General features: G+C 66.4%; 18 protein-coding genes. 7 read left to right on the top strand and 11 right to left on the bottom strand.

What is annotated here, in order from left to right:
* Positions 1 to 13 precede the first annotated feature (13 nt).
* Positions 14 to 1,231, top strand: a complete 1,218-nt coding sequence (locus PHR85_RS10140; protein ID WP_300053830.1) for an FAD-dependent oxidoreductase — start codon at positions 14 to 16, stop codon at positions 1,229 to 1,231.
* Between the two features lie 23 nt (positions 1,232 to 1,254).
* On the opposite strand, the gene PHR85_RS10135 is transcribed toward PHR85_RS10140, so the two are convergent.
* The 10 genes from PHR85_RS10135 to PHR85_RS10090 all read right to left on the bottom strand — a co-directional run bounded on the left by PHR85_RS10135 (position 1,255) and on the right by PHR85_RS10090 (position 10,534).
* Entirely contained in the window at positions 1,255 to 1,539 is a 285-nt protein-coding gene (locus PHR85_RS10135) for a hypothetical protein (protein WP_300053816.1), read from the bottom strand.
* 143 nt (positions 1,540 to 1,682) lie between these two features.
* Positions 1,683 to 2,714, bottom strand: a complete 1,032-nt coding sequence (locus PHR85_RS10130; RefSeq protein WP_300053813.1) for a patatin-like phospholipase family protein — start codon at positions 2,712 to 2,714, stop codon at positions 1,683 to 1,685.
* A 192-nt stretch (positions 2,715 to 2,906) separates the two neighbouring features.
* Positions 2,907 to 3,926, bottom strand: coding sequence for an aldo/keto reductase (locus PHR85_RS10125; protein WP_300053811.1), 1,020 nt, complete (start codon positions 3,924 to 3,926; stop codon positions 2,907 to 2,909).
* Between the two features lie 69 nt (positions 3,927 to 3,995).
* Positions 3,996 to 5,240, bottom strand: a complete 1,245-nt coding sequence (locus PHR85_RS10120) for a nucleoside recognition domain-containing protein (RefSeq protein ID WP_300053808.1) — start codon at positions 5,238 to 5,240, stop codon at positions 3,996 to 3,998.
* A 104-nt stretch (positions 5,241 to 5,344) separates the two neighbouring features.
* On the bottom strand, positions 5,345 to 6,295 hold the full coding sequence (locus PHR85_RS10115) for a Gfo/Idh/MocA family oxidoreductase (RefSeq protein WP_300053805.1): 951 nt from the start codon (positions 6,293 to 6,295) through the stop codon (positions 5,345 to 5,347).
* Positions 6,296 to 6,362: 67 nt separating this feature from the next.
* Positions 6,363 to 7,217: a class III extradiol dioxygenase subunit beta gene (locus PHR85_RS10110; protein ID WP_300053802.1), complete on the bottom strand. Its 855-nt coding sequence runs from the start codon at positions 7,215 to 7,217 to the stop codon at positions 6,363 to 6,365.
* Positions 7,218 to 7,223: 6 nt separating this feature from the next.
* Positions 7,224 to 7,685 carry a protocatechuate 4,5-dioxygenase subunit alpha gene (ligA, locus tag PHR85_RS10105; protein ID WP_300053799.1) on the bottom strand — a complete coding sequence of 154 codons (462 nt, stop codon included), beginning with the start codon at positions 7,683 to 7,685 and terminating at the stop codon, positions 7,224 to 7,226.
* An 83-nt stretch (positions 7,686 to 7,768) separates the two neighbouring features.
* The gene (locus tag PHR85_RS10100; RefSeq protein WP_300053797.1) at positions 7,769 to 8,707 is read right to left on the bottom strand and encodes an amidohydrolase family protein; all 939 of its coding nucleotides are present in this window, start codon (positions 8,705 to 8,707) and stop codon (positions 7,769 to 7,771) included.
* Between the two features lie 14 nt (positions 8,708 to 8,721).
* Complete coding sequence (gene ligK, locus PHR85_RS10095; protein ID WP_300053795.1) at positions 8,722 to 9,405, bottom strand: 4-carboxy-4-hydroxy-2-oxoadipate aldolase/oxaloacetate decarboxylase; 684 nt, start codon at positions 9,403 to 9,405, stop codon at positions 8,722 to 8,724.
* A gap of 100 nt (positions 9,406 to 9,505) precedes the next feature.
* Positions 9,506 to 10,534 (bottom strand): amidohydrolase family protein, encoded by a 1,029-nt coding sequence (locus PHR85_RS10090; RefSeq protein ID WP_300053827.1) that lies wholly within the window; start codon positions 10,532 to 10,534, stop codon positions 9,506 to 9,508.
* A 153-nt stretch (positions 10,535 to 10,687) separates the two neighbouring features.
* Here PHR85_RS10090 and PHR85_RS10085 point away from each other — a divergent pair, with 153 nt between their 5' ends.
* Positions 10,688 to 11,596 carry a LysR substrate-binding domain-containing protein gene (locus PHR85_RS10085; protein WP_300053793.1) on the top strand — a complete coding sequence of 303 codons (909 nt, stop codon included), beginning with the start codon at positions 10,688 to 10,690 and terminating at the stop codon, positions 11,594 to 11,596.
* Here PHR85_RS10085 and PHR85_RS10080 read toward each other — a convergent pair.
* On the bottom strand, positions 11,585 to 12,538 hold the full coding sequence (locus PHR85_RS10080; protein ID WP_300053791.1) for an AEC family transporter: 954 nt from the start codon (positions 12,536 to 12,538) through the stop codon (positions 11,585 to 11,587). The genes PHR85_RS10085 and PHR85_RS10080 overlap by 12 nt on opposite strands.
* Positions 12,539 to 12,719: 181 nt before the next feature.
* Between PHR85_RS10080 and PHR85_RS10075 the strand changes: the two genes are divergently transcribed.
* The 5 genes from PHR85_RS10075 (at position 12,720) to PHR85_RS10055 (ending at position 16,838) form a co-directional block, all read left to right on the top strand.
* A complete protein-coding gene (locus PHR85_RS10075) occupies positions 12,720 to 13,766 on the top strand; it encodes a TRAP transporter substrate-binding protein (protein ID WP_300053788.1) in 1,047 nt (348 codons plus the stop codon).
* A 118-nt stretch (positions 13,767 to 13,884) separates the two neighbouring features.
* A complete protein-coding gene (locus PHR85_RS10070) occupies positions 13,885 to 14,424 on the top strand; it encodes a TRAP transporter small permease (protein WP_300053785.1) in 540 nt (179 codons plus the stop codon).
* 5 nt (positions 14,425 to 14,429) lie between these two features.
* Entirely contained in the window at positions 14,430 to 15,749 is a 1,320-nt protein-coding gene (locus PHR85_RS10065) for a TRAP transporter large permease (protein ID WP_367278726.1), read from the top strand.
* Between the two features lie 6 nt (positions 15,750 to 15,755).
* Positions 15,756 to 16,238 (top strand): MarR family transcriptional regulator, encoded by a 483-nt coding sequence (locus PHR85_RS10060; protein ID WP_300053781.1) that lies wholly within the window; start codon positions 15,756 to 15,758, stop codon positions 16,236 to 16,238.
* A 120-nt stretch (positions 16,239 to 16,358) separates the two neighbouring features.
* Positions 16,359 to 16,838 (top strand): MarR family transcriptional regulator, encoded by a 480-nt coding sequence (locus PHR85_RS10055; RefSeq protein WP_300053778.1) that lies wholly within the window; start codon positions 16,359 to 16,361, stop codon positions 16,836 to 16,838.
* The last annotated feature ends 7 nt before the right edge of the window (positions 16,839 to 16,845 follow it).

Below are 16,845 nucleotides of genomic sequence, written 5' to 3'. Positions count from 1 at the left end.
CCAGGCTGGCATCGTGATCATCGGCGCCGGCCAGGCCGGCGTGCAGACGGCCGAATCGCTGCGTGCCGGCGGCTATGCAGGCAGCATCACGCTGCTGGGCGACGAGCCGCATGGCCCCTACCACCGCCCGCCCCTGTCCAAGGCCTGGCTGGCCGGCGAGATGGACGGCGCGCAACTGGTGATGCGCGCGCCCGAGATGCTGGCGCGCAAGAACATCGAACTGCGCACCGAGGTCAAGGTCGCAGCGATCGACCGCGCCGCCAAACAGGTCCTGCTGGTCGACGGCAGCGCCCTGCCCTACAGCGGCCTGGTGCTGGCCACCGGCTCGACGCCGCGCAACCTGCCGCTGCCTGGTGGCAATGCCGCTGGCGTGCACGCGCTGCGCTCGCGCGACGATGCCGACGCGATCTCGGCCCGGCTGGCGCTGTGCGCTGAGCGGCAGTTGCCGGTGGTCGTGATCGGCGGCGGCTTCATCGGGCTCGAAGTCGCGGCGACCGCGCGCAAGAAGGGCCTGGAAGTCACCGTGCTCGAAGCCGCGCCGCGCCTGCTCGGCCGCGTGCTGGCGCCCGCGCTGTCCGACTGGTACGCCGCGCTGCACCGCGGCCATGGTGTCAAGCTGGTGTTCGATGCGCGCATCGCGGCGCTCGAAACCGGCGCCGATGGCGCGGTCAGCGGTGTGCGCCTGGCCGACGGCGGCCTGCTGCCGGCCGGCCTGGTGGTGGTCGGCATCGGCGTCAACGCCAACGACGGCCTGGCACAGGCCGCCGGGCTCGAATGCGAGCGCGGCATCGTGGTCGACGCCTGCTGCCGCAGCAGCGACCCGGCCATCGTCGCCGCCGGCGACTGCACCGCGCGCCGGCTGGCCGACGGCAGCCTGATCCGGCTCGAATCGGTGCAGAACGCGACCGAACAGGGCAAGTCAGCCGCCGCCGCGCTGCTGGGCCAGGAACGTCCGTTCACGGCTACGCCCTGGTTCTGGAGCGACCAGTACGACAAGAAGCTGCAGATGGCCGGCCTGTCGGGCGGCGCCGATCAATGGGCCGTGCGTGGCGACATGGCCGGCGCGTCTTTCAGCGTCTACCATTTCCGCGCCAACCAGCTGATCGCGGTCGACAGCGTCAACGCCGCCAAGGATCACCTGCAGGCGCGCAAGCTGCTCGACGCCGGTATCTCGCCCACGCCCAAGCAGGCCGCCGACAGCGGCTTCGATCTGGGCGGCTTGCTCAAGTAAGGCGGCTGGCCGGTTTTCGGATCTCAGCGGCGGCGCAACAGACTCAAGAGGGCCACGGCGGTGGCCCCCAGCAAGGCAGCGATCACGATCGTCTGGGTGGGATGTTGCCGGATGTGCGAGACCGTGCAACTGGACGCGCGCGCCATCTGATCCCGGCATTGCCGCGAACCTTGCCGGATCGCGCTCATGCCATCGCTGGCCATTTCGCTGACCCGGTCGGCGGCGTGATGCAGCGCGGGAGCCACCTCCTGCGCCGCCTGGCTGGCGGCATCGGCTACCTGTTTGAGGGCGGCGGTGTATTCAGTCATGAGGCACATCCTTGTTGCTTGGGTGCTGCTACCTGTTGTAACCCCTGCGGTACAGCTGCAACCAGCATGTGCCTTTCCCGCTGCTGCTTCCGTTGGTTGGCGCACGCAACTGAGCGGCGCTGGCCGTACTTGCGGTGGCTGCCTCACCCGAACAAGGCCTCGACATCGATGGAAGACTGGCTTCCCACCGCGGACGATGACCCGTCCAGCCAGGCCCGTGCCCGCTCCCGCCCCTGATCGCGCAGCTGTTCAAGAAACGGGCCATAGGCCAGCAACTTGGTGTCGCTCTGGTGAAAGGTGGCCAGCTGACTGGTATCGATCATGTGAAACCGGAGTTGCAGCAGACGCTGCTCCAGTGGCCCCAGGCCAGCGGGCGCGGCCGCACTGGCCTGGATGGCCTGGACCAGCAGCCTCATCTCGCCCAGAAAATTGGCCGTGAACGCCAGCTCGGCGGTGCGGGCCTCGATCTCCGACAGGGTATGTGGCACACCATGGCGCTCCAGCGGATTGAGCAGGACCAGCAGCAGGTCCCGGCTGTCGCATTGGAAGAACAAGGGCGCGACGGGCGGGTTGGCGCTGAAGCCGCCATCCCAATAGGCTTCGCCATCGATCTGGATCGGATGGTGAATCCTGGGCAGACAGGCGGATGCCAGCAGCACCTCGACCGTGAGCTCGTGCTCGCGAAAGATCCGCAGCTTGCCGGAACTCGCCTGCGTCGCGCCGACGAACAGCTTGAAGGGGCTTTGCTGACGCAGTCGCTCGAAATCCACCTGCTTGACCAGCAAGTCGCGCAGCGGGTTCAGGTCGAAGGGATTGAGCTGCGCGGGGGAAAAGATTCCCGACCAGCGGTACAGCAGCGTCCCGAGCGTTGACAGTCCGACCTGGTCATTCTGGCGCTGCGACATCAGCCCGGCGGGCATCTGCTTGCCGATCTCGCTCCAGAACGCCTTCAGGCTGGCGCTTGCCCCTTCGCGTCCCCCTTTCATCCAGCCGTCGGCAAACAGCACCGCGTTCATCGCGCCGGCGCTGCTGCCGCTGAGGCCCTCGATGTCGAGGTCGGACTCCTCCAGCAAGGCATCCAGCACCCCCCAGGTGAAGGCGCCATGCGCACCGCCGCCCTGCAGGGCCAGGTTGACCGAGCGCTTGCCCGTCGGGATCGCTGGAACCGGGGACACGGGGCTTGCGCCCAGCCCCAGCCCACGGAACCAGCGTCGAATCGATGATTGAATTGACCGCATCGTCATGGCTGCTCACTCCCATTGAGATGGAGGCACTGCGCCCACCCACGACACTGAGCATAGACCTTTTATGTTGCAGTGCAACATAAATAACAAATCCTTACCCACTGCGCCGCCAACGACCCGCGGTCAGGCAAAGTTCTCGGTATCGACCTCGCCCGTGCCCAGGCTGTTGTAGCGCGCGCCCGCCACATTGCCCTGGTGGATGCAGGCGTCGAGCCGGCTCATCTGGTCGGCGCTCAAGCTCACATTCACCGCGCCCAGGTCATCGAGCAGATGCTCGACGCGGGTGGTGCCCGGAATCGGCAGGATGTTCTCGTCCTTGTGCAGCAGCCAGGCCAGCGCCAATTGGGCCATGCTGCAGCCGACCTCCTCGGCGATCGCGCGATAGGGGGCCAGCAGCCGCAGGTTGGCGGCGTAATTGCCGGGCATGAAGCGCGGCATGGCGCGGCGGATGTCCTTCTCGTGCAGCGTGGTCACATCGGTCAGGTCGCCGCACAGGAAGCCGCGCGCGACCGGGCTGAAGGCGACGAAGCTGACGCCGAGCTCCTTGCAGGCGTCGAGCACCGCGATCTCGGGGTTGCGGGTCCAGAGCGAATACTCGGTCTGCAGCGCGGCGATCGGGTGCACCGCGTGCGCCTTGCGCAGCGTGGCCGCCGAGACCTCGGACAGGCCGATGGCGCGGATCTTGCCCGCGCGCACCAGATCGCTCATCGCACCGACACTGTCCTCGATCGGCACCTGCTTGTCCCAGCGGTGCAGGTAGTAGAGGTCGATCACGTCGGTGTTCAGCCGCTTGAGCGCTGCCTCGCAGGTGGCCTGGAGGGTCTCGGGGCGGCCGTCGATCACGCGCACCTGCTGGCCATCGCCCTTGAGATCGACCCCGGTCATGCCGCATTTGCTCGCCAGCGTGAAGCGGCTGCGGTGCTGGGCCAGCACGCGGCCGACCAGGCTCTCGTTGGCGCCGAAGCCGTACAGCGCGGCGGTGTCGAAATGGGTCACGCCGGCGTCGAGCGCGGCCAGCAGCACGCGCTCGCCCTGCTCGGCCGAGACCGGCGCGCCGTAGGCGTGGCTGAGGTTCATGCAGCCCAGGCCGATGGCGGAAACCTGGAACGGGCCGAGCTGGCGTTGCGGAAATGTCTGGGTCATGGCTAAAGTAGCAGTGAGGCTTGAAAGTGAAAGTACAGCGGAAGGCGGAGAAGGAAAATCAGCGGGCGATCAGCGGTAGAACAGGTAGCCGACGCCAATCGCGCCGACCAGGCCGACCGCATCGGCGAACAGGCCGCAGGCCAGCGCCTGGCGCGTGTTGCGGATGTTGACGCTGCCGAAATAGACCGCCAGCACATAGAAGGTGGTTTCGGTCGAGCCCTGGATGATGGCGGCGAGCTTGCCCTGGAAGGAATCGACGCCATGGGTCTTCATGACGTCGATCATCAGCCCGCGCGCGCCGCTGCCCGACAGCGTCTTCATCAGGCCGACTGGCAGCGCCGGCACGAAATCGGCATCGAGCCCGGCCCAGCGTACCAGCGCCTCGATCGCGCCGAGCAGATAGCCCATGCAGCCGGTGCTGCGAAAGACCGAGATCGCCGCCAGCATCGCGACCAGATAGGGAATGATCTGCAGCGCGACGCCGAAACCCTCCTTGGCGCCCTCGACGAAGCTGTCATAGCAATCGACACGGCGCCAGGCCCCGACCGCGACGAACAGCGTGATCAGGCTGAAGATGACGCCGCTGCCGAGCAGGCCCACCGCTTGCGTAAGCCGATCCGGCGGCAGGCCGCGCAGGCCGGCATAGAGCGTGGCCATCAGGCTGACGAAACCGGCAAAAAACACCAGCACCGGCGCGCGCAGCAGGTTGATGCGCTGCACCCAGGCCACCGCGCACAGGCCGGCACAGAACGAGATGAAGGTGGCGACCAGCGTCGGCAGGAAGATGTCGGCGCCGTTGAAGCCGGACAGGCCCTGCTCGGCCGCCAGGCTCTGGCGGATCGCGATCACCGAGGTCGGGATCAGCGTGATGCCGGCGGTGTTGAGCACCAGGAACATCACCATCGGATCGCTGGCGACCTCTTTCTGCGGGTTGATCTCCTGCAGCTCGCGCATGGCTTTGAGGCCCAGCGGCGTGGCGGCGTTGTCCAGCCCGAGCAGGTTGGCGCTGAAGTTCATCACGATGCTGCCGCCAGCCGGATGCCCTTTCGGTATGCCCGGAAAGACGCAGCGAAAGAACGGCGCCAGCGCGCGCGCGAACAGGTCGATCACGCCGGCGCGCTCGCCGACCTTCATGATGCCCAGCCACAGGCACATGATGCCGACCAGGCCGAGCGAGACATCGAAGCCGGTCTTGGCGCTGTCGAACAGCGCGCCCAGCACGCGCGCGAAGATGCCCGTGTCACCCTGCAGCAGCTGCACCAGCGCGGCCACGAAACCGATCAGGATGAAGGCGACCCAGACGAAGTTCAGCATGGAAATCGATGATGCCACAAGGCACAACGCCCACCGAATGGGGTGGGCGCTGCGACGGTTCTGGCGGCCCCCGGCAAGAAGCCAGGTCACCGCAGGCGGGGCTATCAGCCGTTGAGCTGCCGCTCCAGATCGTGCAGCACCTGGTAGCAGGGCAGCACCTTCTGCACGCTCGAGTTCGGCTCGCGGCCTTCGCGGATGGCGGCGAAGAACTCGCGGTCCTGCAGCTCGATGCCGTTCATCGACACGGCCACCTTCGAGACGTCGATCTGCTCTTCCTTGCCGGTGAACAGGTCGTCGTAGCGCGCGATGTAGGTGCCGGTATCGCCGATGTAGCGGAAATAGGTGCCCAGCGGGCCGTCGTTGTTGAACGACAGGCTCAGGGTGCAGATCGCGCCGTTGGCGGCCTGGAGCTGGATGCTCATGTCCATCGCGATGCCCAGCACCGGGTGGATCGGGCCTTGCACCGCGTTGGCCTTCACGATCGGGCTGTTGGCCTGGTAGGCGAACAGGTCGACGGTGTGCGCGGCATGGTGCCACAGCAGGTGGTCGGTCCAGCTGCGGGCCTGGCCCAGCGCGTTGGTATTGGTGCGGCGGAAGAAGTAGGTCTGCACATCCATCTGCTGGATGTTGAACTCGCCGGCCAGCACCTTGTCGTGCACATACTGGTGGCTGGGGTTGAAGCGGCGGGTGTGGCCGACCATGGCCACCTTGCCGGATTCCTTGGCCAGGCGTGCCACTTCCAGGCCCGCCTTGAGCTCGTCGCAGAGCGGGATCTCGACTTGCACATGCTTGCCGGCCTGCAGGCAGGCGATCGACTGCGAGGCGTGCATCTGCGTGGGGGTGCAGAGGATGACGGCGTCGAGTTCCTGGATCTTCAGGGACTCGTTGAGGTCGTCGGTCACATGCTGGATGCCGTACTTGTCGGCCACTTCCTGGGTCTTGGCCAGGTCACGGCCGATGACGGAAATCACTTCCACGTCGGGGATGTTCTTGATGCCGTCCAGGTGCTTGATGCCGAAGGCGCCAGCACCGGCGAGCGCGACTTTGATGGTCATTTGTTAACTCCTTGATCAGTGGAGGACAGAGCTGGCGCCGAGCGCCGCGGTCTGTCCCGCCAGAGGTTTATTGATTTTCCAGGATCACGTGGCCGACGGCGGTGTTCGACGCCGGCACATGGTAGAAGCGGTGCGTCAGCTTCGGGCTAGGGCCGCCCGCGACATCGGCCATCGCGCCGCGCGCGATCAGCCACATCACGAGCTCGATGCCCTCGCTGCCGGCCTCGCGCACATAGTCGATATGCGGCGTGGCGGCGGCGGCCTCCGGGTCACTGATCAGCTTGTCGAGCCAGGCGTTGTCCCACTCGCGGTTGATCAGGCCGGCGCGCGCACCCTGCAGCTGGTGGCTCATGCCGCCGGTGCCCCAGATCTGCACGTTGAGGTCCTGGTCGAAGGACTCGACCGCCTTGCGGATCGCCTTGCCCAGGTTGTAGCAGCGCTGGCCGCTGGGCACCGGGTACTGCACCACGTTGACCGCGAACGGGATCACCGGGCAGGGCCAGGCCTCGGGCTGGCCGCACATCAAGGAGAGCGGCACGGTCAGGCCGTGGTCGACTTCCATCTTGTTGACGATGGTCAGGTCGAAGTCCTGCTGGATCACGCTCTGCGCGATATGCGAGGCCAGCTCGGGGTGGCCGATGACCTTGGGTACCGGGCGCGGACCCCAGCCCTCGTCGGCCGGCTGGTATTCGGCGGCGGTGCCGATCGCGAAGGTCGGGATCAGGTCCAGGCTGAAGGCGGTCGCGTGGTCGTTGTAGACCAGGAAGATCACGTCGGGCTTGTTGTCCTTCATCCACTGCTTGGAGAAGTCGTAGCCCGCGAACAGCGGCTTCCAGTAGTCCTCCTGGGTCTTGCCGAGGTCGATCGCGGCGCCGATGGCCGGCACATGCGAGGTGTAGACGGATGCGGTGATGCGTGCCATTTCGTGTCAGCCTTTCTTGCCTGGCGCAGCTTGCTGCGGCTCGTGACCCTTGCCTTGCGGCTGATGCTGGGGCTGGGCGTCGCCGTCCTCGCCCAGGTAGCGGTTGCCCTCGGCGCTGCGGCCGCCGCCCAGCATCATGTTGCGGTATTCCTCTTCGGTCATGCCGGTCATCGAGCCGGCCATCTGCTGGAAGCTCTTGCCGTCGGTGGCGCCGATCTTGGCCAGGAAGTAGATGTTGCCGCCGGTGCGCATGCACCAGTTGAGGTCGCGCGCCAACACGGCCTGCTTCTGTTCCTCGGTCATCGCCCACTCGTCGAGGTAGGCGCGCTCGTCGGCCTTGAAGCGCTCGCGGTTCTCGGCCTTCATCAGCGACATGCAGAACTGGTTGAGCCAGTAGCCCTTGCGGCTTTGCTCGGCATCGAAAATGATGGTGCCGGGCACGTCCTTGTACGGTTTGTCCAATGCCATTCAAGTCTCCTTAGTCAGTCGAATCCCTTTGATCAGTGGGGACAGAGCAGAATTGCTGCGCAATTGCTGGTCTGTTCCGCAAATCACTTGGACGTTTCCTCGGGCCAATACAGCCGCATCGGGTTGTCGACCAGCAGCTTGCGCTGCAGTTCGGCGGTCGGCGCGATCTGCGGGATGAAGTCGACCAGCAGGCCGTCGTCGGGCATGTGGTCCTTCAGGTTCGGGTGCGGCCAGTCGGTGCCCCAGAGCACGCGGTCCGGGAACTCCTCGACCACGCGGCGCGCGAACGGCACTACGTCCACGTAGGCACGTTGCTCGCCGTTCAAGGCCTTGGGGCCGGTGACCGACAGGCGCTCGGGGCAGGAGACCTTGCTCCAGACGTTCGGGTGCTGGCGCATGAACTTCAGGAACAGCTCGAACTCGGGGCCGTCCACGGCCTTGGAGACATCCGGGCGGCCCATGTGGTCCACCACCACCGTGGTCGGCAGCGCGGTGAAGAAGTCCCACAGCTCGGGCAGATCGACCGCCTCGAAATAGATCACCACATGCCAGCCCAGCTTGGCGATGCGCCCGGCGATCTCCAGCAGCTCGTCCTTGGGCGTGAAGTCGACCAGCCGCTTGACGAAGTTGAAGCGCACGCCGCGCACGCCGGCGTCATGCAGGGCCTGCAGCTCCTCGTCGCTGATGCTGCGCTTGACGGTCGCGACGCCGCGCGCCTTGCCGCCGCTGGAGAGGCAGGCATCGACCATGGCGCGGTTGTCGGCGCCGTGGCAGGTCGCCTGCACCACCACGTTGCGCGCGAAACCCAGATGGTCGCGCAGCGCGTAGAGCTCGTGCTTGGTCGCGTCGCAAGGGGTGTACTTGCGCTCGGGCGCGTAGGGAAACTCGGCACCCGGGCCGAACACATGGCAATGCGCATCGACCGCGCCAGCGGGCAGCTGGAACTTGGGGCGGGACGGGCCGGTATACCAGTCGAGCCAGCCGGCGGTCTTGGTGAAGTCACCTGAGGTGGGTTTGGACATGGTTTGCTCCGATATCAGTCGATGTAGCGCAGGCCCTTGGCCGCCAGCGGCTCGCGCATCTTGTAGAGGTCCAGGCCCAGCACGCCGGCGGCAAACTTGTCGCGCTTGGCGCCCTCGTTGGCCTCGCGTGCCAGCGCGGTCGCCAGAGTCTTCTCGGCCAGGGCGGCCGGCACGCAGACCACGCCGTCGTCATCGGCCACGATCACGTCGCCCGGGTGCACGATCATGCCGGCGCAGACCACCGGAATGTTGACCGAGCCCAGCGTCTCCTTGACGCAGCCCTTGGCATGGACGGCCTTGCTCCAGACCGGGAAGTTCATGCGCGTCAGCTCCTTGACGTCGCGCACGCCGGCGTCGATGACCAGGGCGCGGGCGCCACGGGCCTGGAAGCTGGTCGCCAGCAGGTCGCCGAAGAAGCCGTCGCTGTTGTCCGTGGTGCAGGCCGCCACGACGATGTCGCCAGGCTGGATCTGCTCGGCCGCGACATGCATCATCCAGTTGTCGCCCGGTTGCAGCAGCACGGTGATCGCGGTGCCGGACACCTGTGCGCCGGCAAAGATCGGACGCATGTAGGGCTTCATCAGGCCGACACGGCCCATGGCCTCGTGCACGGTGGCCGAGCCCAGCGCAGCCAGCGCGTCGGCGGTGGCGCGGTCGGCGCGCTGGATGTTGCGGTAAACGACTCCGAGTTCGTACATATCAAATTCCTTTATTCAGTTGGGGACAGAACTAAAGGTCAGTCCCCAAAGATACTTGAACGGTTGGGGACTGAGCTGAAGGTCTGTCCCGCAAGAGGATTTACAGGCCCTTGGCCTTCAGTGCAGCGTCCATGCGCGGGAACACGCGGCGCGCGTTGCCTTCGAACACCTTGTAGCGCTGCTCCTCGCTCAGGTTCGGGGTGGCGGCGACGTAGCGCTTGGTGTCATCGTAGTAGTGGCCGGTCTCGGGGTCGATGCCGCGCACGGCGCCGATCATCTCGGAGGCGAACAGGATGTTGTCGACCGGGATCACCTTGGTCAGCAGGTCGATGCCCGGCTGGTGGTAGACGCAGGTGTCGAAGAAGATGTTGTTGAGCAGGTGGTCCTGCAGCAGCGGCTTCTTCATCTCCTGGGCCAGGCCACGGAAACGGCCCCAGTGGTAGGGCACCGCGCCGCCGCCATGCGGGATCAGGAACTTCAGCGTCGGGAAGTCCTTGAACAGGTCACCTTGCAGGCATTGCATGAAGGCGGTGGTGTCGGCGTTCAGGTAATGCGCGCCGGTGGTGTGGAAACAGCTGTTGCAGCTGGTGCTGACGTGGATCATCGCCGGCAGGTCGTACTCGACCATCTTCTCGTAGATCGGGTACCAGTGACGGTCGGTCAGCGGCGGGCTGGTCCAGTGACCGCCCGACGGGTCCGGGTTCAGGTTCAGGCCGACGAAGCCGTAGTCCTTGACGCAGCGCTCGAGCTCGGCGATGCAGGTCCTGGGATCGACGCCGGGCGACTGCGGCAGCATGGCCGCGCCGATGAAGTTGTCCGGGAACAGCTCGCTGACGCGGAAGCACAGTTCGTTGCAGATCGCGGCCCAGGTCGAGCTGGTCTCGAAGTCGCCGATATGGTGCGCCATGAAGCTCGCGCGCGGGCTGAACACGGTCAGGTCGCTTCCGCGCTCCTTCATGAGCTTGAGCTGGTTGGTCTCGATCGACTCGCGCAGTTCGTCGTCGCTGATCCTGAGGCTCTTCGGGTCGGGCTGCTGGCTCGGGTCCTTCAGGGCGGCGATCTGCAGGTCACGCCAGGCGCCCAGCGCGGCCGGCGCGGTGGTGTAGTGGCCGTGTACGTCGATGATCAGCGGCTTCTTGCTCATGGGGGTTGAACTCCTCTTTCGGGATGGATGGTGGCTGGCGCAAATTGTGCGCGCGAGCCGACCGGCTCACAAGCCGCAGGAACGCTAGCTGCTAGACAATTCCGGCATGGATTGATCCAAGCTATATAGAATTTACAGATGGATCTCAAACAGCTCGAATACTTCGTGCGGGTCGCCGAACTCGGCAGCTTCACCCGCGCCGCGCATGCCCTGGACATCGCCCAGCCCGCGCTGAGCCGGCAGGTGCGCCTGCTCGAGGTCGAGCTGCGCCAGAACCTGCTGCTGCGCAACGGGCGCGGCGCCACGCCGACCGAGGCCGGCCAGCTGCTGCTCGACCATGCGCGCGGCATCCTGCACCAGGTCGAGCGCGCGCGCGAGGACCTCGGGCGGGTGCGCGGCGCGCTGGCCGGCCGGGTCGCGATCGGGCTGCCGCCGACGCTGGCGCGGGTGCTGGCGGTGCCGCTGACGCGCGCCTTCCGGCTGGAGCTGCCGGAGGCCAGTCTCTCGATCAGCGAGGGGCTGTCGACCGGCATGCAGGAGGGTCTGATCCAGGGCCGGCTCGACCTGGCCCTGCTCTATGACGCCGCGCCGCTGCCCGAGCTCGACATGCTGCCGCTGTTCGAGGAGGAACTGCTGCTGGTGCAGGCGCGGCCCGCCGGCCTGCTGGAAGACCCGCCGCCGCCGCCGATCGCGCTGCGCGAACTGGCCAAGTTGCCGCTGGTGATCCCGAGCCGGCCCAACGCGATCCGCATGCATGTCGAGCGCGAACTGGCCGGCCTGGGCCTGCGGCCGACCATCACGCTGGAGATCGACGGCGTGGCGGCCATCCTCGACCTGGTGGCCGAGGGGCTGGGCTGCGCCGTGCTGCCGCGCAACGCGGCCTCGAACACGATCCGACCCTCGGCCTACACGCTGCGCGCCATCACCGATCCGCCGCTGCGGGCCCGGGTCGCGCTGGCGTCGAGCGCACAGCGCCCGGCCACGCTGACCCAGCAGGCGGCAGCCCGGCTGCTGCGCGAACTGTGCGCTCGGGTATTAGGCGGCTAGCCAGCCCAGCTGCCTGAGCCCCCAGAGCAGGCCGCTGAGCGTGAAGAACGAGGCGGCCGTGGTGGCCAGTTGCGCGGCGGCGCTGATGCCCTCGTGGCCGTGGCGCTGCGACAGGATGGTGTAGATGCCCATGATCGGCATGGCGGTGACCAGCAGCACGGCGGTGCGCAGCTGGGGGTCTGCCACCGGCACCAGCCAGGTCAGCACCGCCAGCATGATCAGCGGATGCAGCACCAGCTTGCCCAGCGTGATCTGCAGCACTGGCAGCCCCATGCCGCGCATTGACTGGCCGACCAGGCTGCCACCGATCACGAACAGCGACAGCGCACCGCTGGCCTGGGCGAACATGCTGACCGTGCGCGAAACCGCCAGCGGCGGCGTCCAGCCCGCCGACGAGACCAGCAGACCGGCCACCAGCGCGATGATCAAGGGGTTGCGCGCCAGACCCTTGACCGTCCTGAACACGACCCGCCCGGCCTGGCCCTTGTCGCCCTCCAGGTCGGCCACTGCCAGCAGCAGCGGGATCAGCAGCAAGACCTCGACCACCATGCACAGCGCCAGCCCGACGCCAGCGACCGAGGACCCCAGCGTCAGCAGCAGGACCGGATAACCGACAAAGCCGCTGTTGGGGCAGGACATGCCCATCGCGAACATGCTGGCGTAACTGAAGGATCGGCCCATGAACCAGCGCACCGCCAACAGGCCCAGCCCGATGACCAGCAAAGCGGCCAGCGCATAGGCCAGCAGGTAGGACGGATTGAGGATCTCGTCGAGGCTGCGCTGCGCCAGCGCGTTGAACAGCAGCGCCGGCAGCGCCAGATTGAGCACGAACTTGCCGAACAGGCGCATGTCCGCCTTGGTGAACAGGCCCAGTCGGGTGCAGGCAAAGCCGAGCAGCACGGCCAGGTAGATCGGCCCGGTGATAGACAGGATGGAAAGCATGGCCACGATGCTACCCCACGGCGACAGACCGCCGAACCGCCCCGAAACCCGGACCCGGCCAACCCTGAAAAACAGTGGCAAAACCTAGGGTTTCCGATAGTTGATGACACAACGAAGCTCGCATAAAGTTGCCACCACAACGAATTGGTGTCCGTCCATTCCACCCGCCGGAGCTTCTTTAATGAAAAACTTTGCCCTTCCCCTCGCCTCCCTGTCTGCCGCCCTCGTGCTGGCTTTCGGCACCTCCGCGGCACAAGCCCAGCAGGTCACCATCAAGTTCTCGCACTTCCTGGCGTCGAACTCCAACTTCCACAAGGGCGTGGCTGAACCCTGGTGCGCGGCGATCGAGAAGGACTCGGGCGGCAAGATGAAGTGCCAGCTCTACCCGGCGCTGCAGCTTGGCGGCACCCCGCCCCAGCTGGCCGATCAGGTCAAGAACGGCGTCGCCGACGTGGTCTGGACCTCGCCGAGCTACTCGACCGGCCGCTTCCCGCGCACCGAGGCGCTTGAGCTGCCCTTCAGCCTGCCCCCGGGCAGCCTGGCCGGTACCCGCGCGATGTGGGACTACACCCAGAAGCACGGCATGGAGGACTACAAGGACTTCAAGGTGCTCGCGATCTTCAGCGGCTCCAACGTCGTGATCAGCACCGCGAACAAGCCGGTCATGTCGATGGAAGACATCAAGGGCCTGAAGCTGCGCAGCCCCTCGCGCTTCACCTCGCTGTTCCTGAGCTCGCTCGGTGGCACCCCGGTCAACATGCCGGTCGCCGCCGTGACCGAAGGCATCTCCAAGGGCGTGATCGATGGCGCGATGGCACCGTGGGAGATCCTGCCCGCCGTCAAGATCGACGAGGTCACCAAATACCACATCGAGGGACCCGCCAACCTAGCTGGTTTCTCGCAGACCCCGTTCGCCGTCCTGATGAACAAGAAGAAGTATGAAAGCCTGGCGCCCGAGCTCAAGGCCGTGATCGACAAGAACAGCGGCCTGGCCATGAGCGAACTGGCTGCCCGGGCCTGGGACAAGGGCAACGACGAGGCACGCAAGAAGCTCGCCGCGCAGGGCAACAAGTTGCTGGTCATCAAGGACGCCGACTACAAGGCCATGGTCAAGGCCTCGGCCGGCGTCGAGGCCGACTGGATCAAGCAGGCCACGGCCAAGGGCCTCGACGGCGCCAAGCTGGCCGCCGACGTCCACGCCATCGGCAACAAGTACCTCGGCAAGTGATCACCGGGCTGGACCCTGGTCCAGCCCGCCCCCCAGCCCGCCTCTCACCGAGCCGGGCTTTTTTCCTTGCAGGCGGCCAGCGGTCGCCTGACTCCCTCCCTTTGCAACAAGTACAACCATGGCTGAATTAGTACCTGACGACATGGCCGCGCCAGCGCCCAAGCGCACCGGCCTGGCCGCACTGCTCGACACCGTGATCACCTGGTGGGCACTGGCTGGCGGCATGGTCTTCGTCGCCCTCGTCATCATGTCCATCGTCTCGATCGTCGGCCGCAAGCTGTTCTCGCACCCGATCGAGGGCGACATGGAGCTGCTCATGATGGGCGCGGCGATCGGCTCGGCCGCCTTCCTGCCGGTCTGCGAGCTCGACGACCACCACATCAAGGTCGACGCGCTGACCACCTGGATGAGCGAGCGCGGCCGCGCCGCGCTCGACGTGCTCGCGCACGCGCTGCTGGCTGCCGCCTCGGCCGTCATCACCTGGCGCAGCGCCCTCTACGTGGAAGAGTGCTACGAGAACATGGAAGTCTCCACGCTGCTGCTGGTGCCGGTCTGGCAACCCGTGCTGCTGCTGGTGCCCAGCTTCGTGCTGCTGACGCTGGCGGCGCTCTACCGCGCCTTCATTTCCCTGAACACCGCAACTGGAGGCCACAAATGAGCGGCATGGCGATTGGACTTTCGATTTTTGCCGGCCTGCTGGTGCTGCTGACGCTGCGCATCCATGTCGGCGTGGGCATGCTGATCGGCGGCGCCGCCGGCTTCATGGCCATGAACGACTGGGACCCTTCGTCCCTGCTGTTCACGCTGAACCACCTGGCCTACGCGCGCCTGTCCAACTATGACCTGGCGGTGATCCCGCTGTTCATGCTGATGGGCCAGTTCGCCACCCACGGCGGCCTGTCCAAGTCACTGTTCCGCTTCGCCGCGGCCTTCATGGGCCACTGGAAGGGCGGACTGGCGATGGCGTCGACCGGCGCCTGCGCCGGCTTCGGCGCCATCTGCGGCAGCTCGCTGGCCACCGCCGCCACCATGGCGCAGGTCGCGCTGCCCGAGCTCAAGGCCCACGGCTACTCGGGTCGCCTCGCCACCGGCACGCTGGCCGCCGCCGGCACGCTGGGCATCATGATCCCGCCCTCGGTGCCGCTGGTGATCTACGCCGTGCTGACCCAGGAATCGATCGGCAAGCTGTTCATGGCCGCCGTGGTGCCGGGCCTGATCGCCATGACGGGCTACATGCTGGTCATCAAGCTGATCGTCACGCTCGACCCCAAGGCCGGTCCGGCCAGCAAGAAGCACAGCTGGGCCGAGCGCCTGACCGCCACCTTGGCCGTGCTGCCCATCATGGGTGTGTTCGCGGTCGTCATCGTCGGCATCTACGGTGGCTGGGCCAACCCGACCGAGGCGGCCTCGATCGGCGCGGCCGCCTGCGGCGTGCTGGCCATCATCACCGGCGGCATGCGCTGGGATGGCATCAAGAAGAGCCTGATCGGCACCGCCCACGCCACCGCCATGATCTTCCTGGTGCTGCTGGGCGCCGATCTGCTCAACTCGGGCCTGGCGCTGACGCAGCTGCCGACCGAGCTGGCCGAGTGGGTCAAGAGCTCCGGCATGCCGCCCCTGCTGGTGCTGTTCGCGATCCTCGGCGTCTACGTGCTGCTGGGCTGCGTGATGGACTCGCTGGCCATGATCCTGCTGACCATCCCGATCTTCTACCCGATGGTCATGGGGCTGGAGTTCTTCGGCATGAGCGTGCCCGACAAGTCGGTCTGGTTCGGCATCCTGGCGCTGATGGTGGTCGAGATCGGCCTGGTGCATCCGCCCGTCGGCATGAACCTGTTCATCATCCAGAAGCTGGCCAAGGACGTGCCCTACATGGAAACCGCCAAGGGCGTCATGCCTTTCCTGGCTTCGGACTTCATCCGCATCGGCTTCCTGGTGTTCTTCCCGGTCATTTCCCTGGGCCTGGTCCACGCCATGGGCTGAACGTAGATGGCCAGCGACACCAGCAACCGGCCGCAGCCCGCGTTGAGGCGGCATTTCACCTACCGCCTCAACGTGCTGAGCAAGCTCAACGACCTGATGAGCCAGGAGCTCTACCAGTCGGGTTGCGGGTTGAGCTTGCCGGAATCGCGCTGCCTGGCGGCGATCGGGTCCTCTCCGGGCCACCTGACCGTCAACGAGGTCGCGTTCGAGACCAACCTCGACAAGGCCCAGGTCAGCCGCACCGTCAAGACGCTGGTCGGCCGCGGGCTGGTCTCCAAGCGGCCCTGTCCGGTCGACGGCCGCGCCGTCTTGCTGACCGTCACCGCCGACGGCCAGCAGCGCTGGGAGCGGGTGATGCCGTTGATCGACCAGCGCAACCAGGATCTGCTGCGTTGCCTGAACGAACAGGAAAAGACCCTGCTGCTCGACATGTTCGAGCGCCTGCTGAACCAGGCCCGCAACCAGTTCGAGACCGCCCGACTGGGCTGAGCTCGGCACCAGGCCATGCCAGAAACCAACCGTTCGCGGTTGGTTTTTTTTCGTCCGCGGCGATCCAACCTAGGGAAAGCACTTAGTTGCGTGCGCACCCATCTTATTTAGAATCATGCCATGGCCAAGCCACAACCAACCACCAACCCCATCACGGCAGCGACCCAACCGCTGACGCTGGATCGCACGCTGACCTACCGGCTGCACAAGCTGCACAAGCTGTCCGACATGGGCAGCCAGCATGCCTACCTGCGGGAAACCGGCCTGTCGATCAGCGACGGACGCTGCCTGACGACCATCGGCACCTTCGAGCCGCTGTCGGTCAAGGACCTCGCGCGGCGGGCCAACCTCGACAAGGGCCAGGCCAGTCGCGCCGCGCAGGCGCTGGTCGAGCAGGGCCTGGTCAGCAAGCAGCACGACAGCGCCGACGCGCGCGGCGTGGTGCTGACGCTGACCGAGGCCGGTCGCGCGGCTTTCGTGTGCACCATGGCCATGGTCAATCGCCGCAACCAGGAAATCTTCGGCTGCCTGAGCGCCGACGAGCAGCACACCCTGAGCGCCCTGTTCGACCGCCTGATCGATCACTCCAGTCCAACCTGAACCACCA

The sequence above is a fragment of the Malikia sp. genome, assembly GCF_028687635.1.
Lineage (GTDB): Bacteria > Pseudomonadota > Gammaproteobacteria > Burkholderiales > Burkholderiaceae_C > Malikia.
Note: the sequence above shows the minus strand (reverse complement) of the source record. Positions and strands in the feature narration are given on the sequence as shown.

What these genes read in the sequence shown, in the direction of transcription:
- PHR85_RS10135 (WP_300053816.1), bottom strand. Translation starts at nt 1,539, where the DNA reads ATGACTGAATACACCGCCGCCCTCAAACAGGTAGCCGATGCCGCCAGC.
- PHR85_RS10125 (WP_300053811.1), bottom strand. Translation starts at nt 3,926, where the DNA reads ATGACCCAGACATTTCCGCAACGCCAGCTCGGCCCGTTCCAGGTTTCC.
- PHR85_RS10120 (WP_300053808.1), bottom strand. Translation starts at nt 5,240, where the DNA reads ATGCTGAACTTCGTCTGGGTCGCCTTCATCCTGATCGGTTTCGTGGCC.
- PHR85_RS10115 (WP_300053805.1), bottom strand. Translation starts at nt 6,295, where the DNA reads ATGACCATCAAAGTCGCGCTCGCCGGTGCTGGCGCCTTCGGCATCAAG.
- PHR85_RS10110 (WP_300053802.1), bottom strand. Translation starts at nt 7,217, where the DNA reads ATGGCACGCATCACCGCATCCGTCTACACCTCGCATGTGCCGGCCATC.
- ligA (WP_300053799.1), bottom strand. Translation starts at nt 7,685, where the DNA reads ATGGCATTGGACAAACCGTACAAGGACGTGCCCGGCACCATCATTTTC.
- PHR85_RS10100 (WP_300053797.1), bottom strand. Translation starts at nt 8,707, where the DNA reads ATGTCCAAACCCACCTCAGGTGACTTCACCAAGACCGCCGGCTGGCTC.
- ligK (WP_300053795.1), bottom strand. Translation starts at nt 9,405, where the DNA reads ATGTACGAACTCGGAGTCGTTTACCGCAACATCCAGCGCGCCGACCGC.
- PHR85_RS10085 (WP_300053793.1), top strand. Translation starts at nt 10,688, where the DNA reads ATGGATCTCAAACAGCTCGAATACTTCGTGCGGGTCGCCGAACTCGGC.
- PHR85_RS10080 (WP_300053791.1), bottom strand. Translation starts at nt 12,538, where the DNA reads ATGCTTTCCATCCTGTCTATCACCGGGCCGATCTACCTGGCCGTGCTG.
- PHR85_RS10075 (WP_300053788.1), top strand. Translation starts at nt 12,720, where the DNA reads ATGAAAAACTTTGCCCTTCCCCTCGCCTCCCTGTCTGCCGCCCTCGTG.
- PHR85_RS10070 (WP_300053785.1), top strand. Translation starts at nt 13,885, where the DNA reads ATGGCTGAATTAGTACCTGACGACATGGCCGCGCCAGCGCCCAAGCGC.
- PHR85_RS10065 (WP_367278726.1), top strand. Translation starts at nt 14,430, where the DNA reads ATGGCGATTGGACTTTCGATTTTTGCCGGCCTGCTGGTGCTGCTGACG.
- PHR85_RS10060 (WP_300053781.1), top strand. Translation starts at nt 15,756, where the DNA reads ATGGCCAGCGACACCAGCAACCGGCCGCAGCCCGCGTTGAGGCGGCAT.
- PHR85_RS10055 (WP_300053778.1), top strand. Translation starts at nt 16,359, where the DNA reads ATGGCCAAGCCACAACCAACCACCAACCCCATCACGGCAGCGACCCAA.